The following is a 15,039-nucleotide window of genomic DNA, read 5'->3' on the forward strand; positions in this document are numbered from 1 at the left end:
AGCGGCAGGCCGGTAACCCGGCCTGCCGCTCTGCTGACATCATGCAAAAGCAAGCCATTTTCCAGTCGAGATTATTGCCATATGCGCTGGTTGCGCCGCAGCTCGCGATCGTCCTGATTTTCTTCTACTGGCCGGCCCTGCAGGCGGTGATCCAGTCCTTCCTGCTCCAGGACGCCTTCGGTCTGTCGACGACGTTTGTCTGGTTCGAGAACTACATCGACCTGTTCAGGGACCCCTCCTATTTCGAGGCGATCGTCCGGACCTTCTTCTTCTCGTTCGCCATCGCGGTGTCGTCGCTGTCCTTCGCGCTGCTGCTCGCGGTCATGGCCGACAAACCGCTGCGCGGCTCGATGCTCTACCGCACGCTGCTGATCTGGCCCTATGCGGTGGCCCCGCCCGTGGTCGGCGTGCTCTGGATCTTCATGCTGCATCCCTCGCTCGGCGTGCTCTCGCGCTATCTGCGCGGCCTCGGCGTCGACTGGAATCCGCTGCTCGACGGCGACCAGGCCGCAGCGCTGATCATCCTCGCCGCCGCCTGGAAGCAGATCTCCTACAATTTCCTGTTCTTCCTCGCCGGCCTGCAAGCCATCCCCAAAAGCGTGTTCGAGGCCGCCGCCATCGACGGCGCACGTCCGATGCGCCGGTTCTGGACCGTGACCTTCCCGCTGCTGTCGCCGACGATCTTCTTCCTGCTGGTCGTCAACATCGTCTACGCCTTCTTCGACACTTTCGGCATCATCGATACCATGACCCGCGGCGGGCCCGGAACGTCGACGGTCACGCTGGTCTACAAGGTCTATTCCGACGGCCTGCTCGGCGGCAATCTCGGCAGCTCGGCGGCGCAATCGGTGATCCTGATGGTCATGGTGATCGTGCTGACGGGAATCCAGTTCCGCTTCGTCGAACGCAAGGTGACCTACTGATGGTCGAGGAAGAGGGCTTCCGGCGCTACGTCGCTCACATCATCCTGTGGATCGGGATCGCGATCGTCGCCTTCCCCGTCTACATCGCGATCATCGCCTCGACCCAGGACAACGCGCTGATCGCCAACGGGCAGATGTCGTTGCTGCCGGGCGGCCATTTCTTCGAGGTCTACTATCAGACCATCTTTGTCGGCACGAGCGGTTCGACCCGCGAGCCCGTCGGCAACATGATGCTGAACTCGCTGGTGATGGCGCTCCTGATCGCGGTCGGCAAGATCGCGATCTCGATCATCTCGGCCTATGCGATCGTCTATTTCCGCTTTCCGTTCCGGATGCCGATCTTCTGGATCATCTTCATCACGTTGATGCTGCCGGTCGAGGTCCGCATCTATCCCACCTACAAGATCGTCGCCGATTTGCACATGCTCGACAGCTATGCGGGCCTGTCGCTACCACTGATCGCCTCGGCCACTGCGACGCTGCTGTTCCGCCAGTTCTTCATGACCGTGCCGGACGAGCTGCTGGAAGCCTCGCGCATCGACGGCGCCGGCCCCTTGCGCTTCTTCTGGGACACGCTGCTGCCGCTGTCGCGCACCAACATGGCGGCGCTGTTCGTGATCCTCTTCATCCTCGGCTGGAACCAATATCTCTGGCCGCTGCTGATCACCACGCGCGACGACATGCAGACCATCCAGGTCGGCATCCGCAAGATGATCACCACCACCGACGCGCTGACCGAATGGCCGATCGTGATGGCGACCGCCGTGCTGGCGATGCTGCCGCCGGTGTTCGTCGTCGTCGCCATGCAGAAATTGTTCGTGCGCGGACTGGTCGAGACGGAAAAGTGAAGATGGCGAATAGCGAATGGCGAGTAGCGAATGGGGTCGCTGCATCTGCCTTGCGTCCCAACCAATCCCCATTCGCCATTCCCTACTCGCTATTCGCCGGTGCAATCCATGGCTAACGTCACCCTGCGCAACGTGCGCAAGACCTATCCCGGCGGCTTCGAGGCCATCAAGGGCGTCGACGTCGATGTCGGCGACGGCCAGTTCTGCGTGCTGGTCGGCCCCTCCGGCTGCGGCAAGTCGACATTGCTGCGCATGGTCGCAGGGCTCGAAACCGTCACCGGCGGCGAGATCGATATCGGTGGCCGGATCGTCAACCAGGTCGAGCCCGCCGATCGCGACATCGCGATGGTGTTCCAGAACTACGCGCTCTATCCGCATATGAGCGTCTTCAACAACATGGCTTACGGCCTGCGCAACCGCGGCATGAAAGAGGCCGAGGTCAAGACGCGCGTCGACGAAGCTGCGCGCGTGCTCGAGCTCACGCCGATGCTTGAGCGCAAGCCGCGCCAGCTTTCCGGCGGCCAGCGCCAGCGCGTCGCCATGGGCCGCGCCATCGTGCGCCAGCCAAAAGTATTTTTGTTCGACGAGCCGCTCTCCAATCTCGACGCCAAGCTGCGCATCGCGATGCGGGTCGAGATCCGCAAGCTGCAGCGCCGGCTCAACACGACCTCGATCTACGTCACCCACGATCAGCTCGAGGCGATGACGCTCGCCGACGTCCTCGTGGTGATGAATGGCGGCCAGGTCGAGCAGGTCGGCAATCCGCTGGCGATCTACGAGAAGCCGGCGACCACCTTCGTCGCCTCCTTCATCGGCGCGCCGCCGATGAATCTGATGTCGACGCGCGCCGATGAAATCAAATCGCAGCTCGGGGGCGCAGGCGAGGCCGGCATTCTCGGCATCCGCCCGGAAGATTTCGTCATCACCGACCAGACCCCGGCCGGCGGCATCGCGCTGCCGCTCACGGTGGAAGCGATCGAGCGCGTCGGCGCTGAAACCTTCGTCTACGGCACGCGGGCCCAGGACGAGCAGCGCGTCGCCGCGACGCCCGGCGAGCTGCCGCCGGGCGAGGTCATCGTCCGCATTCCCGGCTCCGTGGCGCCGCCGATCGGCCAAAAAATCCGCGTCGCGGCGGTGCGCGCAAAACTGCATCTGTTCAGCGGCGACGGGCGGACGCGGTTAGGGGCCTGACCGGTTCCGCGCGCCTAAATAAGAAGCGCGAAAACAACCCCATGCACAGTAGCGGGGAGTTTGATTTCGTTGAGATAAATCCCCCGCAAACTCGGTGGTGGTCGGGCTCGGCTACAGCGGAGCTGTCGAATCCACAGCTCCCCCAGCTACCTCCTTGAACCCACAGGGGGATATGCCCATATTGCTGACCAAGGGGTGCCGCTACGGGCCCTGAAATGCCAAAGTCGCTTCGAGAGGACTTTGTAAACTATGTCTCGTGTTCCCACGCTTTCCAGTCCGTTCCTGCTGGGCTTCGACGAGATTGAGCGCGTGCTCGATCGTGTCGTCAAAGGCGCCGACGGTTATCCTCCCTACAATATCGAGAGGTGCGACCGATCGGAGGGCCAGCCCGAGCGCTTGCGCATCACGCTGGCGGTCGCCGGATTCACCCGCGACCAACTCGATGTAACCATTGAGGAAAACCAGCTCGTAATCCGCGGGCGGCAGCAGGACGACAAGTCCCGGCAGTACATCCATCGCGGCATCGCCGCGCGCCACTTCCAGCGCACTTTCGTGCTGGCGGAGGGGATGCTGGTGCTGGGTGCGGATCTGAAAAACGGATTGCTGGCGATCGATCTTGCCCGGCCGGAACCGGAGAGGATCGTTAAGACAATCGCTATCAATGAGCACGAATAATGGAACGAGTAGCGGACTCGACCGCTTAGTTTCGAGAGAGGAGTCGAGACCATGAGTGAAGGTCATGTTGCGTTCGAATACGAAGCCCAGAATGTCTCACCCGAGACGCTGGCAACCCTCGGCGAAGGTCATATCGCCTATGTGAAGCAGATCCGTTCCGAGGACGTGCCGGGCCTGTTTCCGGAAGCGCCGAAAATTGCGCCGGGCCTCAAGCTCTTCGCACTCCACGCCGCCGACGGCACGCCGATCATGCTGACCGACAGCCGCGAAGCCGCGATCGCCAACGCCTGGAGCAACGAGCTGCAAGCGGTGAGCGTGCACTGAGCGCGCGCGCATAGCATCAGTAGAGTTTCAAGCGGGCATGCCTTCACATGAAGGCATGCCCGTTTTGCTTTGGCGTTCAAATTCGGATATGCTAAATTCTGGTTGTTTCGACTAGCGGAGATGGCATGACCACCGCAAAGCGTCCTTCTTCGAAAAAAAGTGGCTCCAGTTCCCGGCGATGGAGCCTTCAAGATGCGAAAACTCACCTGAGTCAAATCGTCAGGGAGGCCCAACGCACGGGACCACAACGAGTTACGCTGCACGGTAAAGATGCCGCAGTTATCGTTGCCGCAGAAGAATTCGATCGCCTTCAGCGCCCCGTGAGCGGTCGCGATATCGTGACGGCCTTTGCGAAGTCCCCGTTAGCGGACGTGGAATTTGAGCGCCTGACGGTCAAGTCCAACGTTCGGGATGTCGAGCTTTGAGGGGCTGGCTGCTCGATACCAACGTCGTTTCAGAGCTACGTAGGCCCGAGCCCAATCCTGACGTGATAGATTTCGTCGCGAGCCAAAGAGGAGAGGAACTCTACGTTAGCGACGTAACGATCGCGGAGATCGTCTATGGCATCGAACAATTGTCCGATGCTGCCCGGCGCGCCGATCTTCGATCATGGTTGGAAAACACGGTCCGACCATTGTTTGCGAGGCGAGTCCTTGCCATCACGGAAGAGGCGATCGTGCGGTGGAAGGCGATGATCGTTGAGGGTCGCAAGCGCGGCCACACGTTCGGTCAACCGGATCTATTCATTGCAGCCATCGCAGCTCTGCAAGATCTGGCGGTGGTCACACGCGACATCGACGAATTCGTAGAGGCGCGCGTGCCAGTATTTAATCCATGGACACAGAGGTTCTATCGTGACGGCAATGAAACGCGTATGCGATCACCCGTGACCCTCGAAGCAATCTCTAGCCTATGACGGAAGCAGGTCGGCTTAAGCCGCAGTTGCCGGCGGCAGTGCGAGCACCGAGTAGATCGCCTGGGCGTCGCGGGAGGCGCGGAGCTTCTTGGCGATGTCCTGGTCGCGCAGCAGGCGGGCGATGCGGGCCAGCGCCTTGAGGTGGTCGGCGCCGGCGCCTTCAGGCGCCAGTAGCAGGAAGACCAGATCCACCGGCTGGCCGTCCATCGATTCGAAATCGATCGGACGATCAAGGCGGGCGAACAGGCCAAAGATCTTTTCCAGCTTGGGCAGCTTGCCGTGGGGAATGGCGACGCCGTAACCGACCGCAGTGGTGCCGAGCTTCTCACGCTGGAGCAGCACCTCGAACACCGCGCGTTCGTTCTGTCCGGTCAACTCGGCCGCCTTGGCCGCGAGTTCCTGAAGCGCCTGCTTCTTGCTGTTGACCTTCAATGCCGGGAGAATCGCCTCGGGCGCGACCAGATCGGTAATCGGCATGAAAGGTTTCCGAGGTGAATTAAACCGTCAGGTTCCGAATTGGCCAGCTTGGTCAAACCACGCCGGGCCGGCGTCAAGAAGGTGAAGCAAGAGGGGGACTTAGCCCGATCCTGATGTGGGGCGCTTCTACTCCAACGCAATCCCGGTGCCAACTCCCGCGTGCGGCTTTGCCCCGGTCATTGTTAGAGGCTGCGGTTGATACGGGAGCCCAGGTTCCGTCCTCAACCGTCCGGTTTGGCCCCCGGCGGGTCGATCCAGCCGACATTGCCGTCGGCCCGGCGGTAAATGATGTTCACCCGGCCGCTGGAGCCGTGCTGGAACACCAGGCAAGGCGCTCCGCTAAGGTCGAGTTCCATGACGGCCTCGCTGACCGACAGCTGCTTCAGCGAGGTGGTGGCCTCGGCGATGATGACGGGGCTGTAGCCGGTGACTTCGTCCTCGTCCTCACCCTCGCCCGGCGCCTCCAGCACGTAGCTCGTGGCATCCATGGCGGCGAGAGCGGCGGAGGCGACATGAGCCTTGCGGGCCGAGCGATCCTTGAGCCGGCTCTTGTAGCGCTTGAGCCGCTTCTCGATCATCACGAGCGCCTGGTCGGCGCTGGCATAGGCGTCGGGCGCGTTCGAATCGGCCTCGAGCGTAATTCCCGAATCAAGATGCAGGGCGCAGTCGGTGCGGAAGCCGAAGCCATCCTTGCTGAGCGTGATGTGACCGGAATAATTGCCGTCGAAATATTTGCGCAGGACCTCTTCAGTCCGCTCGGCAACGCGGCCGCGCAGGGCCTCGCCGACGCTGACGCTCTTGCCCGAAATCCGAAGAGTCATGTGATGCCTCGCTTGGTTTGGGTGCCTAGCTTGGATCCGGCCGCGAAAAGGGCGATGAGAGTAGCGCGATTTGGCGCCAGCGCAATCAGGCCGGCTCGGTGTTGCGGGAGCGATCGGACAATGCGGTGGAAAGGACGTTACCAAGAGCGCTCTGCTTGTCGCGGCGGCGTTGCACCGAGGAGGGAATGCGCATGGCTTCGCGGTACTTCGCGACCGTGCGGCGGGCAATATCAATGCCCGAGGCGCGCAAGCGTTCCACGATGGTGTCGTCCGACAGGATCGCCGACGACGCTTCCGAATCGATCAGCTGCTTGATGTGGTGACGCACGGCTTCGGCGGAATGCGCCTCGCCGCCGTCGGCCGAGGCGATCGAGGCGGTGAAGAAATATTTCAACTCGAATGTGCCGCGATTTGTCGCCATGTATTTGTTGGCGGTGACACGCGACACCGTGGATTCATGCATCTGAATGGCGTCAGCGACGGCCTTCAGGTTCAGCGGCCGCAGATGCGCAACGCCATGGGTGAAGAAGCCGTCCTGCTGGCGCACGATTTCCGTTGCAACTTTCAGGATGGTACGGGCGCGCTGATCGAGCGCGCGCACCAGCCAGGTCGCGTTCTGGAGCGCGTCGGTGAAATAGGACTTGTCGCCGTCCTTGCCGATCTTCTTCGACAGTTGCGAATAATAAATCTGGTTGACCAGCACGCGCGGCAAGGTGTCGCTGTTGAGCTCGACATGCCAGCCGCCATCGGGACCCGGGCGGACATAGACATCAGGCACCATGGTCTGGAGCCGCGCCGAGCCGAACTTCATGCCGGGCTTCGGATTGAGGCGGCGGATCTCGCCGATCATATCGGCGATGTCCTCGTCGTCGACGCCGCAAAGCTTGCGCAAGGAAGCGATGTCGCGCTTGGCAAGGAGATCGAGATGCTCGACCAAGGCTTGCATCGCAGGATCGTAGCGGTCGAGCTCGCGGAGCTGGATCGCCAGGCATTCGCTCAAATTACGCGCGCAGACGCCGGGGGGATCGAATTTTTGCAGCACGGCAAGGACGCCCTCGACGTCGTGCTGCGATGCGCCCAGACGCTCGGCGGCCTGGCCGAGATCCGGCGGCAGATAGCCGGCCTCATCGACCAGGTCGATCAGGTACTGACCGATCATGCGCTGCGCCGCACCGGTGAAGGCTACCGAAAGCTGCTCGGCGAGATGATCGCCGAGGGTGATCTCCGCGGCAACGAAGGCCTCGAGATTGTAGTCCTCGTCCCCGGAGGCGCCGCCGCCCCACTCCGTATAAGTTGTCGGCGCGGCCTCCTGGGCGTTGCGCGCAGCGGTCTCTGCCGGCTCCTCGGAGAAGACGTTGTCCAGGCCCGTGTCCAGGGTCTGCTCGATCTCGGCGCGGGTGCCGAGATCCTTGCTCATCCATTCTTCCTGGCCGGGCTCGAAGGCCTCGCCCGGGCCGCCGCCCGGTTCGTCGTTGTGGCCGCCGTCGGAATCGTTGAACTGGCCGGCCTCGGCCGTGGCTTCGCCCGCCGGGACCTCGTCATTGGCCCGTTCCAGCAGCGGATTACGCTCAAGCTCCTCTTCCACGAAGGTCGTGAGATCGAGATTGGACAATTGCAGCAGCTTGATCGCCTGCATCAACTGCGGCGTCATGACCAGCGACTGCGATTGCCGGAACTCTAATCTCTGCGTAAGCGCCATGAAGCAAGAACCGATCCCAAAAGTTGGTCCGATTTTTGCTTATCCTAATCTGAGCCCGATGTACACGTCTTGACGAACTGGAAAAAAGGGCTAGAGGCGGAACTCCTCGCCAAGGTAAAGACGGCGAACGTCGGGATCAGCGACGATTTCATCCGGGCTGCCCTCGGTCAAGATTTCACCGGCATAAACGATGTAGGCGCGATCGGTGAGGCCGAGCGTCTCGCGCACATTGTGGTCGGTGATCAGCACGCCGATGCCGCGGTTGGTGAGATGGCGGACGAGGTCCTGAATGTCACCGACCGCGATCGGATCGATGCCGGCGAAGGGCTCGTCGAGCAGCATGTAGTTCGGACGCGTTGCGAGCGCGCGCGCGATCTCGACGCGGCGCCGCTCGCCGCCGGACAGCGCGATCGACGGCGATTTCCGCAGGCGCGTGATGTTGAATTCGTCGAGCAGCGAGTCGAGCTGCTGCTCGCGCTTCTTGCGCGAGGGCTCGACCACCTCGAGCACGGCGCGGATGTTCTGCTCGACGGTGAGGCCGCGGAAGATCGAGGCTTCCTGCGGCAGATAGCCGATGCCGAGCCGCGCACGTTGATACATCGGCAGCTTGGTGACGTCGTGGCCGTCGAGCTCGATCGCACCGCGATCGGGCTTGATCAGGCCGGTGATCATGTAGAACACGGTGGTCTTGCCGGCGCCGTTCGGGCCGAGCAGGCCGACCGCTTCGCCGCGGCGCACATAAATGCTGACGCCGCGCACCACCTGGCGGCTGCCAAAGCTCTTTTCCACGCTATGCACAGCCAGGAAGCCCGGCCGCTTCAAGAGCTGCGGGCTGCCCAAGCCGTTGGACTTGATAGTAGGCGCGGCACCAGGCTTGGCACCAGGCTTGGCTTTGGCAGGCTGAGCCGCGGGCTGACGCGGCCGTTCGGCGCGGAACTGGTCCGGCGCCTGGACCGGCTGGTCACGGGCGATCGGCGGTGCGTCCCGCACCGGGCTCGCCACCAGGCCGCCGACGCTGTCACCGAGCGCGGTAATGTCCTGACGCGCAAATCCTGGCCGGCCGCGTTTGGCGGGGCGCCGCCGGAACATGCTGAAGAGATCGACCATCCCCGCCTTCTAGCCTTTCGCGGTATTCGCGCGATCTGCCGCGCCGGCTTCACGATTCGCCGACACAGCATGAGTGAAGGGATGTCTCACGCCCAGTGAAACACGCCCGAAAGCGGCGATCCCCGCTTCAAAACCCTGCGCGCTAGATACAGTCTCGCCGGGCAAGCTTCAACCTCGGATCGGCCGCGTCTGGCCCAAGCCTTTGTATCTACTTCTCGAATTTACTTTTGTTTGCCTGCACCGGGCAATTGCAGAGGCGGGACCGCGCCGGGCTTGACCGGGCTACCCGATCCGCAATCATTACCGCCACCCTGCGGCAGCAGGGCCTGCACCCGGCCGCTGTCGGATTCCACCCGCGAGACGCCCGTGGCCATGTCGACCGCCAGACGGTCGCCGCGCAGCACGTTCCTGCACTGCGTCAACACTACACCGCCGAGCATGGTGATGAGGTTGGTCTTGGTGTCGAACACGGCGGTCTCGCCTGTTACCACTTGGTCCTTCTGGGTGACAACGACATTGCCGCGCGCCTCCAGCCGCTTGATCGAGGAGCTGCCGCCCGGGCCCGGCGTCGCCGACTGCATCGGCGCACCCTTGGGCGCCTTCGCCGCGGGCTGCGGCGTGGCCGGCTTGTCGCCGCCGGATTCGTAGAACACCACCAGCGTCTTCGAGGTCATGGTGGTGTCGCCCTGGACCACCTTCACGTTGCCGGAGAAGGTCGCCTCCTTTTTCTTGTCGCGCATCTCCAGCGAAGCGGCTTCGATCTGGATCGGCTGATCGCGGTTTTGCGAAAAGCCCTGCATTGCGTTGGGCACGCCTTGCATCGTGCTCTGTGCGACTGCCGCACCCGTTGCGATCAGCACGATAGTGGCGAGCGCGGCCGCACCGGGAATGGCGCACCGCTTGTCTTCGTTGCGCGGAAAAAACCTGATCATGAAAATCACTTTGTATTGGCAGACTTGTTCTGGGGCGTGCGTGTCTTTGCCGGCGGCGCGGGCTGCTCGGCCGGCGCAGGCTGAGCAGCGGCGGGATCGTCCAGCTTGTCCAGATGCATCACCACATTGCCCTCGAAGCGGATGACGTCACCGCCTTCCGTGATCCGCAGCCGATCGGCGGTCAGCGTTCCGTTGGTCAGCTTGACGTCGACATGCTCGTCCGAGGAGACCGTTCCCTTGCCCATGTCGACGAAGGCCGAGTTCAGCCGCGCCTCGTAGCCGGTCGAGGTGCGCAGGAAGATGTCCTTGTGCAGGTCGAGCTGCTGCTGCTTGTTGTCGAAGCGGCCGGTGCGGGCATCGAGGAACATGACCGATTTGTCCTCCATCAGCACCTTCGCGCGCAGGTCATTGAGATCGACATGATCAGGATCGGTGATGTCCTGTGTCGCGGTCTTGGCCCAGAGCTCGTAGGGCCGTTGGTCCGGGGTGAAACCGGCCAGATGCGGCGATTCCATCGTGATCCTGGTGCCTGTCACCACGAGATTTCCGGAGTCGAGCTTCACGGGGATCTGGAAGGGATTGAGGAAGGTCGAGACGGCGACGATCGCGGCCATGGACGCAGCCACCGTCACCGGCACCGCGATGCGCAGAATCCGCACCAGACGGCTATGGCGCGCCGCGCCGGCAAACTTCGCCGCAAGCGCAGCGTCGTAGGTTGGATTCTGGGCCGAATTCACCTGAGCTCCCGAGGTGTCGCTCGCCTCGTTCGGTCTGAGAGGCGCGCCATTGTAACCGGCACAGCCCAAATATGCAGCCCGCGACTGGCCGCATGAAAGTGTTCGAAACGGGGCGACTGGCCGAAGCTAGCCGCCGCCAGGTTGTTGTTTGAGCATGATCTTTTCGGAAAACCGCTGCACACTTTGCGCTAACGCGGCCCTTCGGGTCCGGATCATGCTCTAGGAATGCGCGAAAATGTCCTCTTCATGCCAGCCCTGGAGGTCGAGCAGGGCGCGGGTCGGCAGGAAGTCGAAACAGGCTTTTGCCAGCGCGGCGCGGCCTTCCCGGACCAGCATGGCGTCGAGCCGCTCGCGCAGGGCATGGAGGTGCAGCACGTCGGAGGCGGCGTAGGCGAGCTGCGGCTCGGTCAGGCTGTCGGAACCCCAGTCGCTCGACTGTTGCTGCTTGGAAAGATCGATATTGAGCACCTCGCGCACGAGGTCCTTGAGGCCATGCCGGTCGGTATAGGTGCGGGTCAGGCGCGAGGCGATCTTGGTGCAGTAGATCGGCCCGGTCATGACGCCGAAGGTCTGGTACAGCACCGCGACGTCGAACCGCGCAAAGTGGAAGATTTTCGTGACCGCGGGATTGGCGAGCAGGGCCTTCAGGTTCGGCGCATCGGTGTGGCCCTTGGGGATCTGCACCACATCGGCGCTGCCGTCGCCGGGCGAGAGCTGCACCACGCAGAGCCGGTCACGGTGCGGATTCAGCCCCATGGTCTCGGTGTCGATCGCCACCGCTCCGGTGTAACGGGACAGGTCGGGCAGGTCGCCGCGATGCAGGCGTACGGTCATGGCGCTTCAAAACCTCAATCGAATCGGTTGCGTCGGCACAATAGGCTCATTCGGATTGCCCGCGATGTAGCCATTGCAGGCGGGCCGCGCAAGCGCCGGCGGTTCCCTCCAATCCCCGTCAGATCGCCGCCAGCATGATGCAGATCATTGCCGCGACCGTGATGCGGCTGGCGCCATCGCGGAACGTGTAGAGAATCGGATCGTCGGGCATCTCGCGGCGATGCGCCATCATCAGGGCGCGGCCGAACCAGTACAGCAGCAGCGGGTTGAGCAGCCACAGCATCCAGGGACGGCTGTAGAGCGGCGTCACCGCGGAGGAGGAGACGTAGAGCGAGAACACGGTCACTGCGTTCATGGCGCTCGCCGCCGCCATCGCGCCGATGACGTGCAGGTCTGTGACCTTGTAGTCGCGGTTGGAGGGATCGGCGAGGCCCGCGCTCTCGCGCATGCTGAGCTCGCTGAAGCGCTTGATCAGCGCCAGCGAGGTGAACACGAACAGCGAGAAGATCAGCAGCCATTCCGACAGCACCACGCCGACACCGACCGCGCCGGCGACGATCCGCAGCGTGTAAAGGCCGGCGAGCGTCACGACGTCGACCAGCATCTTGCGCTTGAGCGCGAGCGAATAGGCAATCGTGGTGGCGAGATAGCCACCGAGCACGCCGAGGAACAGCGGCGAGATGCAGAGGCTGGCGGCCACCGCGAACAGCCACAGCGCGGGGATCGCAAGCAGCGCCGAGGAGATCGGCAAGTCCCCGGCCGCGAGCGCGCGGTGGCGCTTGGTCGGATGCTGCCGGTCGGCTGACAGATCCAGCAGATCGTTCATCAGATAGGCGCCCGACGCGCAGGCCGAGAACGCCAGGAACGCCAGCAACGCGTAGCCGAGCGTCGCAAGATTCATCTGATGCGCCGTGATGGCAGGCACGAACACCAGCGTGTTCTTGGCGTATTGATAGACGCGCAGCGCCCTCGCCCAGGTTTTGAGATTCGCGCTGCCGCTGCCGCGCTTCTCGATGCGCGCCATGGAGCCGCGATCGAACGGCAGCTGGTCACCAGCAGTGAGATCGGCCGGCGCAACGACACCGTCAAAACAAAGATGCGCGGCAATGCCAGCCGCATGGCGCGCAAAGCGGCCGGCAACCAGATAGATCTTCTCGCCCCGGGCCCGCGCCGCCAGCGCCCGGTTCAGCACGTCGGACTCATAAGGCAGATGGGCGTAGTCGATCTCGGCCTGGGCCAAAATCTCCGTGAGCGCCGCCATACCCGGGCGTCCGCCCGCGCCGAAGCGGGCCAGCATGAGGCCGGGTCTGCTGAACAGTGCTTCCAACAGCAGTTCAGAACGCAGCAGGGCGCCTTCGAGATCGATGACAAGCGCCCGCGCAGCCGCCGCCGTTGCCGCCGGTGTGGGGACGCCAGAATCATACTGCCAAGCAGGCTGCTCCATCCGAAAACGCTCTGAGACTTACCGCAACATGACCGGCCCGGAGGCCGGGGAGCAGGGAAATGGGCGACCCCAAGCCTAGGGGAACATTCGCTAAGGACGGCTTAATCGGAGCAGCTCCTCGGCCAGTTCCGACTTGATACGAAGGCCGTTCAATAATAGTTATTAAGACCAATGTCGGCGGAGAGGCGCGCATGGCAGTCAGTGCAGATCTCGGCGAAGCCCTTGAAAGCTTTGTCACAAAGCTGGTTGCGTCCGGCCGCTATCACTCCAAGAGTGAGGTGCTGCGGGAAGGCATAAGGCTGATCCAGGAGCGCGAAGCGCGGCTGGCCGCGTTGGACGCCGCGATCGCGCGCGGGCTTGATGATGCCGATGCGGGCCGGACCAAACCGAGCTCGGACGTTTTTGACCGGCTGGAAGCCAAATTGGCCGGCAAGGCCAACCGCAATTGATCGTCGTCGTCACCGCGGAAGCCGAAGCCGACCTCGAGGACATCGCGTCATACGTCGCCGAGCAAAGCCCGCGAAACGCACTCACGCTCATTCGTGGACTGCGGGAAAAATGCGAAGCCCTTGCTGACGCGCCGCGGGGTTATCCCCTGGTCCCGCGCTACGAGCACCGGGGTATTCGCCGGCGTCCGTTCGGGAGCTATTTGATTTTCTATCGGATCGGCAACGAGGCGATCGAGGTCATCCACATTCTTCACGGCGCGCGAGACTACGAGCCGCTGCTCTTCCCGGAGAATTAGGTTTTCAGAACCCCCGTGAAAATCATCCCGGCCTATCCTATCTGTTGCGAGCTTCCCGCCCCCTTTGCCCGTTCACGACCGATGGAATGTCATGACCGAACAGACGCTCACAGCGCCTATCGACGAACAAAGAGAACGCCAACGCGGCTTTACGCGCTACCAGGCGCTCCTCATCGCGCTGCTCGCGTTCACGCAGTTCACGATCATTCTCGATTTCATCATCATGTCGCCGCTCGGCGCCATCCTGATGCCCGCGCTCGACATCACGGCCGGGCAATTTGGCATCGCCGTCTCGGCCTACGCGTTCAGTGCGGGCCTCTCGGGTATCCTCGCCGCCGGCTTTGCCGATCGCTTCGACCGCAAGCGCCTGCTGCTGTTCTTCTATGTTGGCTTCACGCTCGGAACCATGCTCTGCGCCGCGGCGCAGACTTATCATGTCCTGCTGCTCGGCAGGATCGTCACCGGATTGTTCGGCGGCGTGATCGGCTCGGTCGTGCTGGCCATCATCACCGACCTGTTCGCGCTGCACTTGCGCGGCCGCGTGATGGGCTTCGTCCAGACGGCGTTCGCCGCAAGCCAGGTGCTCGGGATTCCGGCCGGGCTGTTTCTCGCCAATCACTGGAACTGGCATGTCTGCTTCGTTGCGATCGTCGGCCTGTCGATCGCAGCGATCGCCGTCATCGCCCTGGCCATGGAGCCGATCGACGCGCATCTGAAACTGAAGCAGGACAGAAACGCGTTCCGCCATTTGATCGCGACGATCGGACAGCCGCGCTATACGCTGGCCTTCGCCGTCACGACATTGCTGGCGACTGGCGGGTATATGCTGATGCCGTTCTCCAGCGCCTTCACCGTGCACAATCTCGGCATCGACATCCTGCATCTGCCGACGATCTATCTCGTCTCCGGCCTGTTCAGCATCGTCACCGGGCCGCTGGTCGGCAGGGCGAGCGACGCCTTCGGCAAATACCCGACCTTTGTCTTCGGCAGCGTGGTGTCGGTGATCATGGTGCTGATCTACACCCATCTCGGCCACGTCTCGCTCGCGACCGCGATCCTCGTCAACGTCCTGATGTTCGTCGGCATCTTCTCACGCATGATCCCGTCGCAGGCGCTGATGTCGGCGATCCCCGACCCCAGCCAGCGCGGCTCCTTCAGCGCGGTCAGCGCCTCACTGCAGCAGCTCTCCGGCGGCCTCGGCTCGGTGCTCGCCGGCGCGATCATCGCGCAGGCCCCGGACGGCTCGCTGCTCCATTTCGACCGGATCGGCTACGTCGTCGTGGCGTCAGCGATCGTGTCGCTGGTCGCGATGTATTTTGTGCAGAAGGCGGTGGCGGAGCGGGCGGGGAGACGGGTGGTTTGAGCC

At 63.1% G+C, this 15,039-nt stretch carries 18 protein-coding genes; 10 read left to right on the forward strand and 8 right to left on the reverse strand.

Annotation, left to right across the window (positions count from 1 at the left end):
* Nucleotides 1–41 precede the first annotated feature (41 nt).
* From ugpA to IVA80_RS04435, 7 genes are all read left to right on the forward strand, one after another.
* Entirely contained in the window at nt 42–923 is an 882-nt protein-coding gene (ugpA, locus tag IVA80_RS04405; RefSeq protein WP_247425963.1) for a sn-glycerol-3-phosphate ABC transporter permease UgpA, read from the forward strand.
* The gene (gene ugpE, locus IVA80_RS04410; RefSeq protein ID WP_247425965.1) at nt 923–1,771 is read left to right on the forward strand and encodes a sn-glycerol-3-phosphate ABC transporter permease UgpE; all 849 of its coding nucleotides are present in this window, start codon (nt 923–925) and stop codon (nt 1,769–1,771) included. Before ugpA ends, ugpE begins: the two co-directional genes overlap by 1 nt.
* A gap of 108 nt (nt 1,772–1,879) precedes the next feature.
* Entirely contained in the window at nt 1,880–2,962 is a 1,083-nt protein-coding gene (locus tag IVA80_RS04415) for a sn-glycerol-3-phosphate import ATP-binding protein UgpC (protein WP_247425967.1), read from the forward strand.
* A gap of 249 nt (nt 2,963–3,211) precedes the next feature.
* Nucleotides 3,212–3,637, forward strand: coding sequence for an Hsp20 family protein (locus tag IVA80_RS04420; RefSeq protein WP_027566176.1), 426 nt, complete (start codon nt 3,212–3,214; stop codon nt 3,635–3,637).
* Nucleotides 3,638–3,688: 51 nt separating this feature from the next.
* Nucleotides 3,689–3,961 carry a DUF1150 domain-containing protein gene (locus IVA80_RS04425; protein WP_247425969.1) on the forward strand — a complete coding sequence of 91 codons (273 nt, stop codon included), beginning with the start codon at nt 3,689–3,691 and terminating at the stop codon, nt 3,959–3,961.
* A 125-nt stretch (nt 3,962–4,086) separates the two neighbouring features.
* Nucleotides 4,087–4,386, forward strand: coding sequence for a type II toxin-antitoxin system Phd/YefM family antitoxin (locus IVA80_RS04430; protein ID WP_247425971.1), 300 nt, complete (start codon nt 4,087–4,089; stop codon nt 4,384–4,386).
* On the forward strand, nt 4,383–4,877 hold the full coding sequence (locus IVA80_RS04435; RefSeq protein WP_247425973.1) for a type II toxin-antitoxin system VapC family toxin: 495 nt from the start codon (nt 4,383–4,385) through the stop codon (nt 4,875–4,877). The genes IVA80_RS04430 and IVA80_RS04435 overlap by 4 nt, the downstream gene beginning before the upstream one ends.
* Nucleotides 4,878–4,892: 15 nt before the next feature.
* On the opposite strand, the gene ptsN is transcribed toward IVA80_RS04435, so the two are convergent.
* The 8 genes from ptsN to IVA80_RS04475 form a co-directional block, all read right to left on the reverse strand.
* Nucleotides 4,893–5,354 carry a PTS IIA-like nitrogen regulatory protein PtsN gene (gene ptsN, locus IVA80_RS04440; protein ID WP_011083550.1) on the reverse strand — a complete coding sequence of 154 codons (462 nt, stop codon included), beginning with the start codon at nt 5,352–5,354 and terminating at the stop codon, nt 4,893–4,895.
* A 221-nt stretch (nt 5,355–5,575) separates the two neighbouring features.
* The gene (gene raiA / locus IVA80_RS04445) at nt 5,576–6,175 is read right to left on the reverse strand and encodes a ribosome-associated translation inhibitor RaiA (RefSeq protein WP_247425975.1); all 600 of its coding nucleotides are present in this window, start codon (nt 6,173–6,175) and stop codon (nt 5,576–5,578) included.
* A gap of 85 nt (nt 6,176–6,260) precedes the next feature.
* A complete protein-coding gene (gene rpoN, locus IVA80_RS04450; protein ID WP_247425978.1) occupies nt 6,261–7,874 on the reverse strand; it encodes an RNA polymerase factor sigma-54 in 1,614 nt (537 codons plus the stop codon).
* 90 nt (nt 7,875–7,964) lie between these two features.
* Nucleotides 7,965–8,981, reverse strand: a complete 1,017-nt coding sequence (lptB, locus tag IVA80_RS04455; protein WP_247425980.1) for an LPS export ABC transporter ATP-binding protein — start codon at nt 8,979–8,981, stop codon at nt 7,965–7,967.
* A gap of 221 nt (nt 8,982–9,202) precedes the next feature.
* On the reverse strand, nt 9,203–9,913 hold the full coding sequence (locus IVA80_RS04460; protein ID WP_247425982.1) for an LptA/OstA family protein: 711 nt from the start codon (nt 9,911–9,913) through the stop codon (nt 9,203–9,205).
* 5 nt (nt 9,914–9,918) lie between these two features.
* The gene (lptC, locus tag IVA80_RS04465) at nt 9,919–10,650 is read right to left on the reverse strand and encodes an LPS export ABC transporter periplasmic protein LptC (protein ID WP_247425984.1); all 732 of its coding nucleotides are present in this window, start codon (nt 10,648–10,650) and stop codon (nt 9,919–9,921) included.
* Between the two features lie 219 nt (nt 10,651–10,869).
* A complete protein-coding gene (locus tag IVA80_RS04470; protein WP_247425986.1) occupies nt 10,870–11,484 on the reverse strand; it encodes a ribonuclease D in 615 nt (204 codons plus the stop codon).
* A gap of 118 nt (nt 11,485–11,602) precedes the next feature.
* Entirely contained in the window at nt 11,603–12,928 is a 1,326-nt protein-coding gene (locus IVA80_RS04475) for a UbiA family prenyltransferase (RefSeq protein WP_247425988.1), read from the reverse strand.
* A gap of 191 nt (nt 12,929–13,119) precedes the next feature.
* Here IVA80_RS04475 and IVA80_RS04480 point away from each other — a divergent pair, with 191 nt between their 5' ends.
* The 3 genes from IVA80_RS04480 to IVA80_RS04490 all read left to right on the forward strand — a co-directional run bounded on the left by IVA80_RS04480 (nt 13,120) and on the right by IVA80_RS04490 (nt 15,036).
* Entirely contained in the window at nt 13,120–13,377 is a 258-nt protein-coding gene (locus tag IVA80_RS04480; protein WP_247425990.1) for a type II toxin-antitoxin system ParD family antitoxin, read from the forward strand.
* Complete coding sequence (locus tag IVA80_RS04485; protein WP_247425992.1) at nt 13,374–13,673, forward strand: type II toxin-antitoxin system RelE/ParE family toxin; 300 nt, start codon at nt 13,374–13,376, stop codon at nt 13,671–13,673. The genes IVA80_RS04480 and IVA80_RS04485 overlap by 4 nt, the downstream gene beginning before the upstream one ends.
* 91 nt (nt 13,674–13,764) lie before the next feature.
* Entirely contained in the window at nt 13,765–15,036 is a 1,272-nt protein-coding gene (locus tag IVA80_RS04490; protein WP_247425994.1) for an MFS transporter, read from the forward strand.
* Nucleotides 15,037–15,039: the final 3 nt, after the last annotated feature.

It is taken from the genome of Bradyrhizobium sp. 139 (genome assembly GCF_023074175.1).
In the GTDB taxonomy this organism is placed as follows: domain Bacteria; phylum Pseudomonadota; class Alphaproteobacteria; order Rhizobiales; family Xanthobacteraceae; genus Bradyrhizobium.

Excerpts from the sequence above, each read along its gene's own strand:
- lptB (WP_247425980.1), bottom strand. The coding sequence starts at position 8,981 with ATGGTCGATCTCTTCAGCATGTTCCGGCGGCGCCCCGCCAAACGCGGC.
- IVA80_RS04490 (WP_247425994.1), top strand. The coding sequence starts at position 13,765 with ATGACCGAACAGACGCTCACAGCGCCTATCGACGAACAAAGAGAACGC.
- IVA80_RS04425 (WP_247425969.1), top strand. The coding sequence starts at position 3,689 with ATGAGTGAAGGTCATGTTGCGTTCGAATACGAAGCCCAGAATGTCTCA.
- ugpA (WP_247425963.1), top strand. The coding sequence starts at position 42 with ATGCAAAAGCAAGCCATTTTCCAGTCGAGATTATTGCCATATGCGCTG.
- IVA80_RS04420 (WP_027566176.1), top strand. The coding sequence starts at position 3,212 with ATGTCTCGTGTTCCCACGCTTTCCAGTCCGTTCCTGCTGGGCTTCGAC.
- IVA80_RS04470 (WP_247425986.1), bottom strand. The coding sequence starts at position 11,484 with ATGACCGTACGCCTGCATCGCGGCGACCTGCCCGACCTGTCCCGTTAC.
- IVA80_RS04480 (WP_247425990.1), top strand. The coding sequence starts at position 13,120 with ATGGCAGTCAGTGCAGATCTCGGCGAAGCCCTTGAAAGCTTTGTCACA.
- IVA80_RS04430 (WP_247425971.1), top strand. The coding sequence starts at position 4,087 with ATGACCACCGCAAAGCGTCCTTCTTCGAAAAAAAGTGGCTCCAGTTCC.
- ugpE (WP_247425965.1), top strand. The coding sequence starts at position 923 with ATGGTCGAGGAAGAGGGCTTCCGGCGCTACGTCGCTCACATCATCCTG.
- IVA80_RS04460 (WP_247425982.1), bottom strand. The coding sequence starts at position 9,913 with ATGATCAGGTTTTTTCCGCGCAACGAAGACAAGCGGTGCGCCATTCCC.
- raiA (WP_247425975.1), bottom strand. The coding sequence starts at position 6,175 with ATGACTCTTCGGATTTCGGGCAAGAGCGTCAGCGTCGGCGAGGCCCTG.
- IVA80_RS04475 (WP_247425988.1), bottom strand. The coding sequence starts at position 12,928 with ATGGAGCAGCCTGCTTGGCAGTATGATTCTGGCGTCCCCACACCGGCG.
- IVA80_RS04415 (WP_247425967.1), top strand. The coding sequence starts at position 1,880 with ATGGCTAACGTCACCCTGCGCAACGTGCGCAAGACCTATCCCGGCGGC.
- ptsN (WP_011083550.1), bottom strand. The coding sequence starts at position 5,354 with ATGCCGATTACCGATCTGGTCGCGCCCGAGGCGATTCTCCCGGCATTG.
- rpoN (WP_247425978.1), bottom strand. The coding sequence starts at position 7,874 with ATGGCGCTTACGCAGAGATTAGAGTTCCGGCAATCGCAGTCGCTGGTC.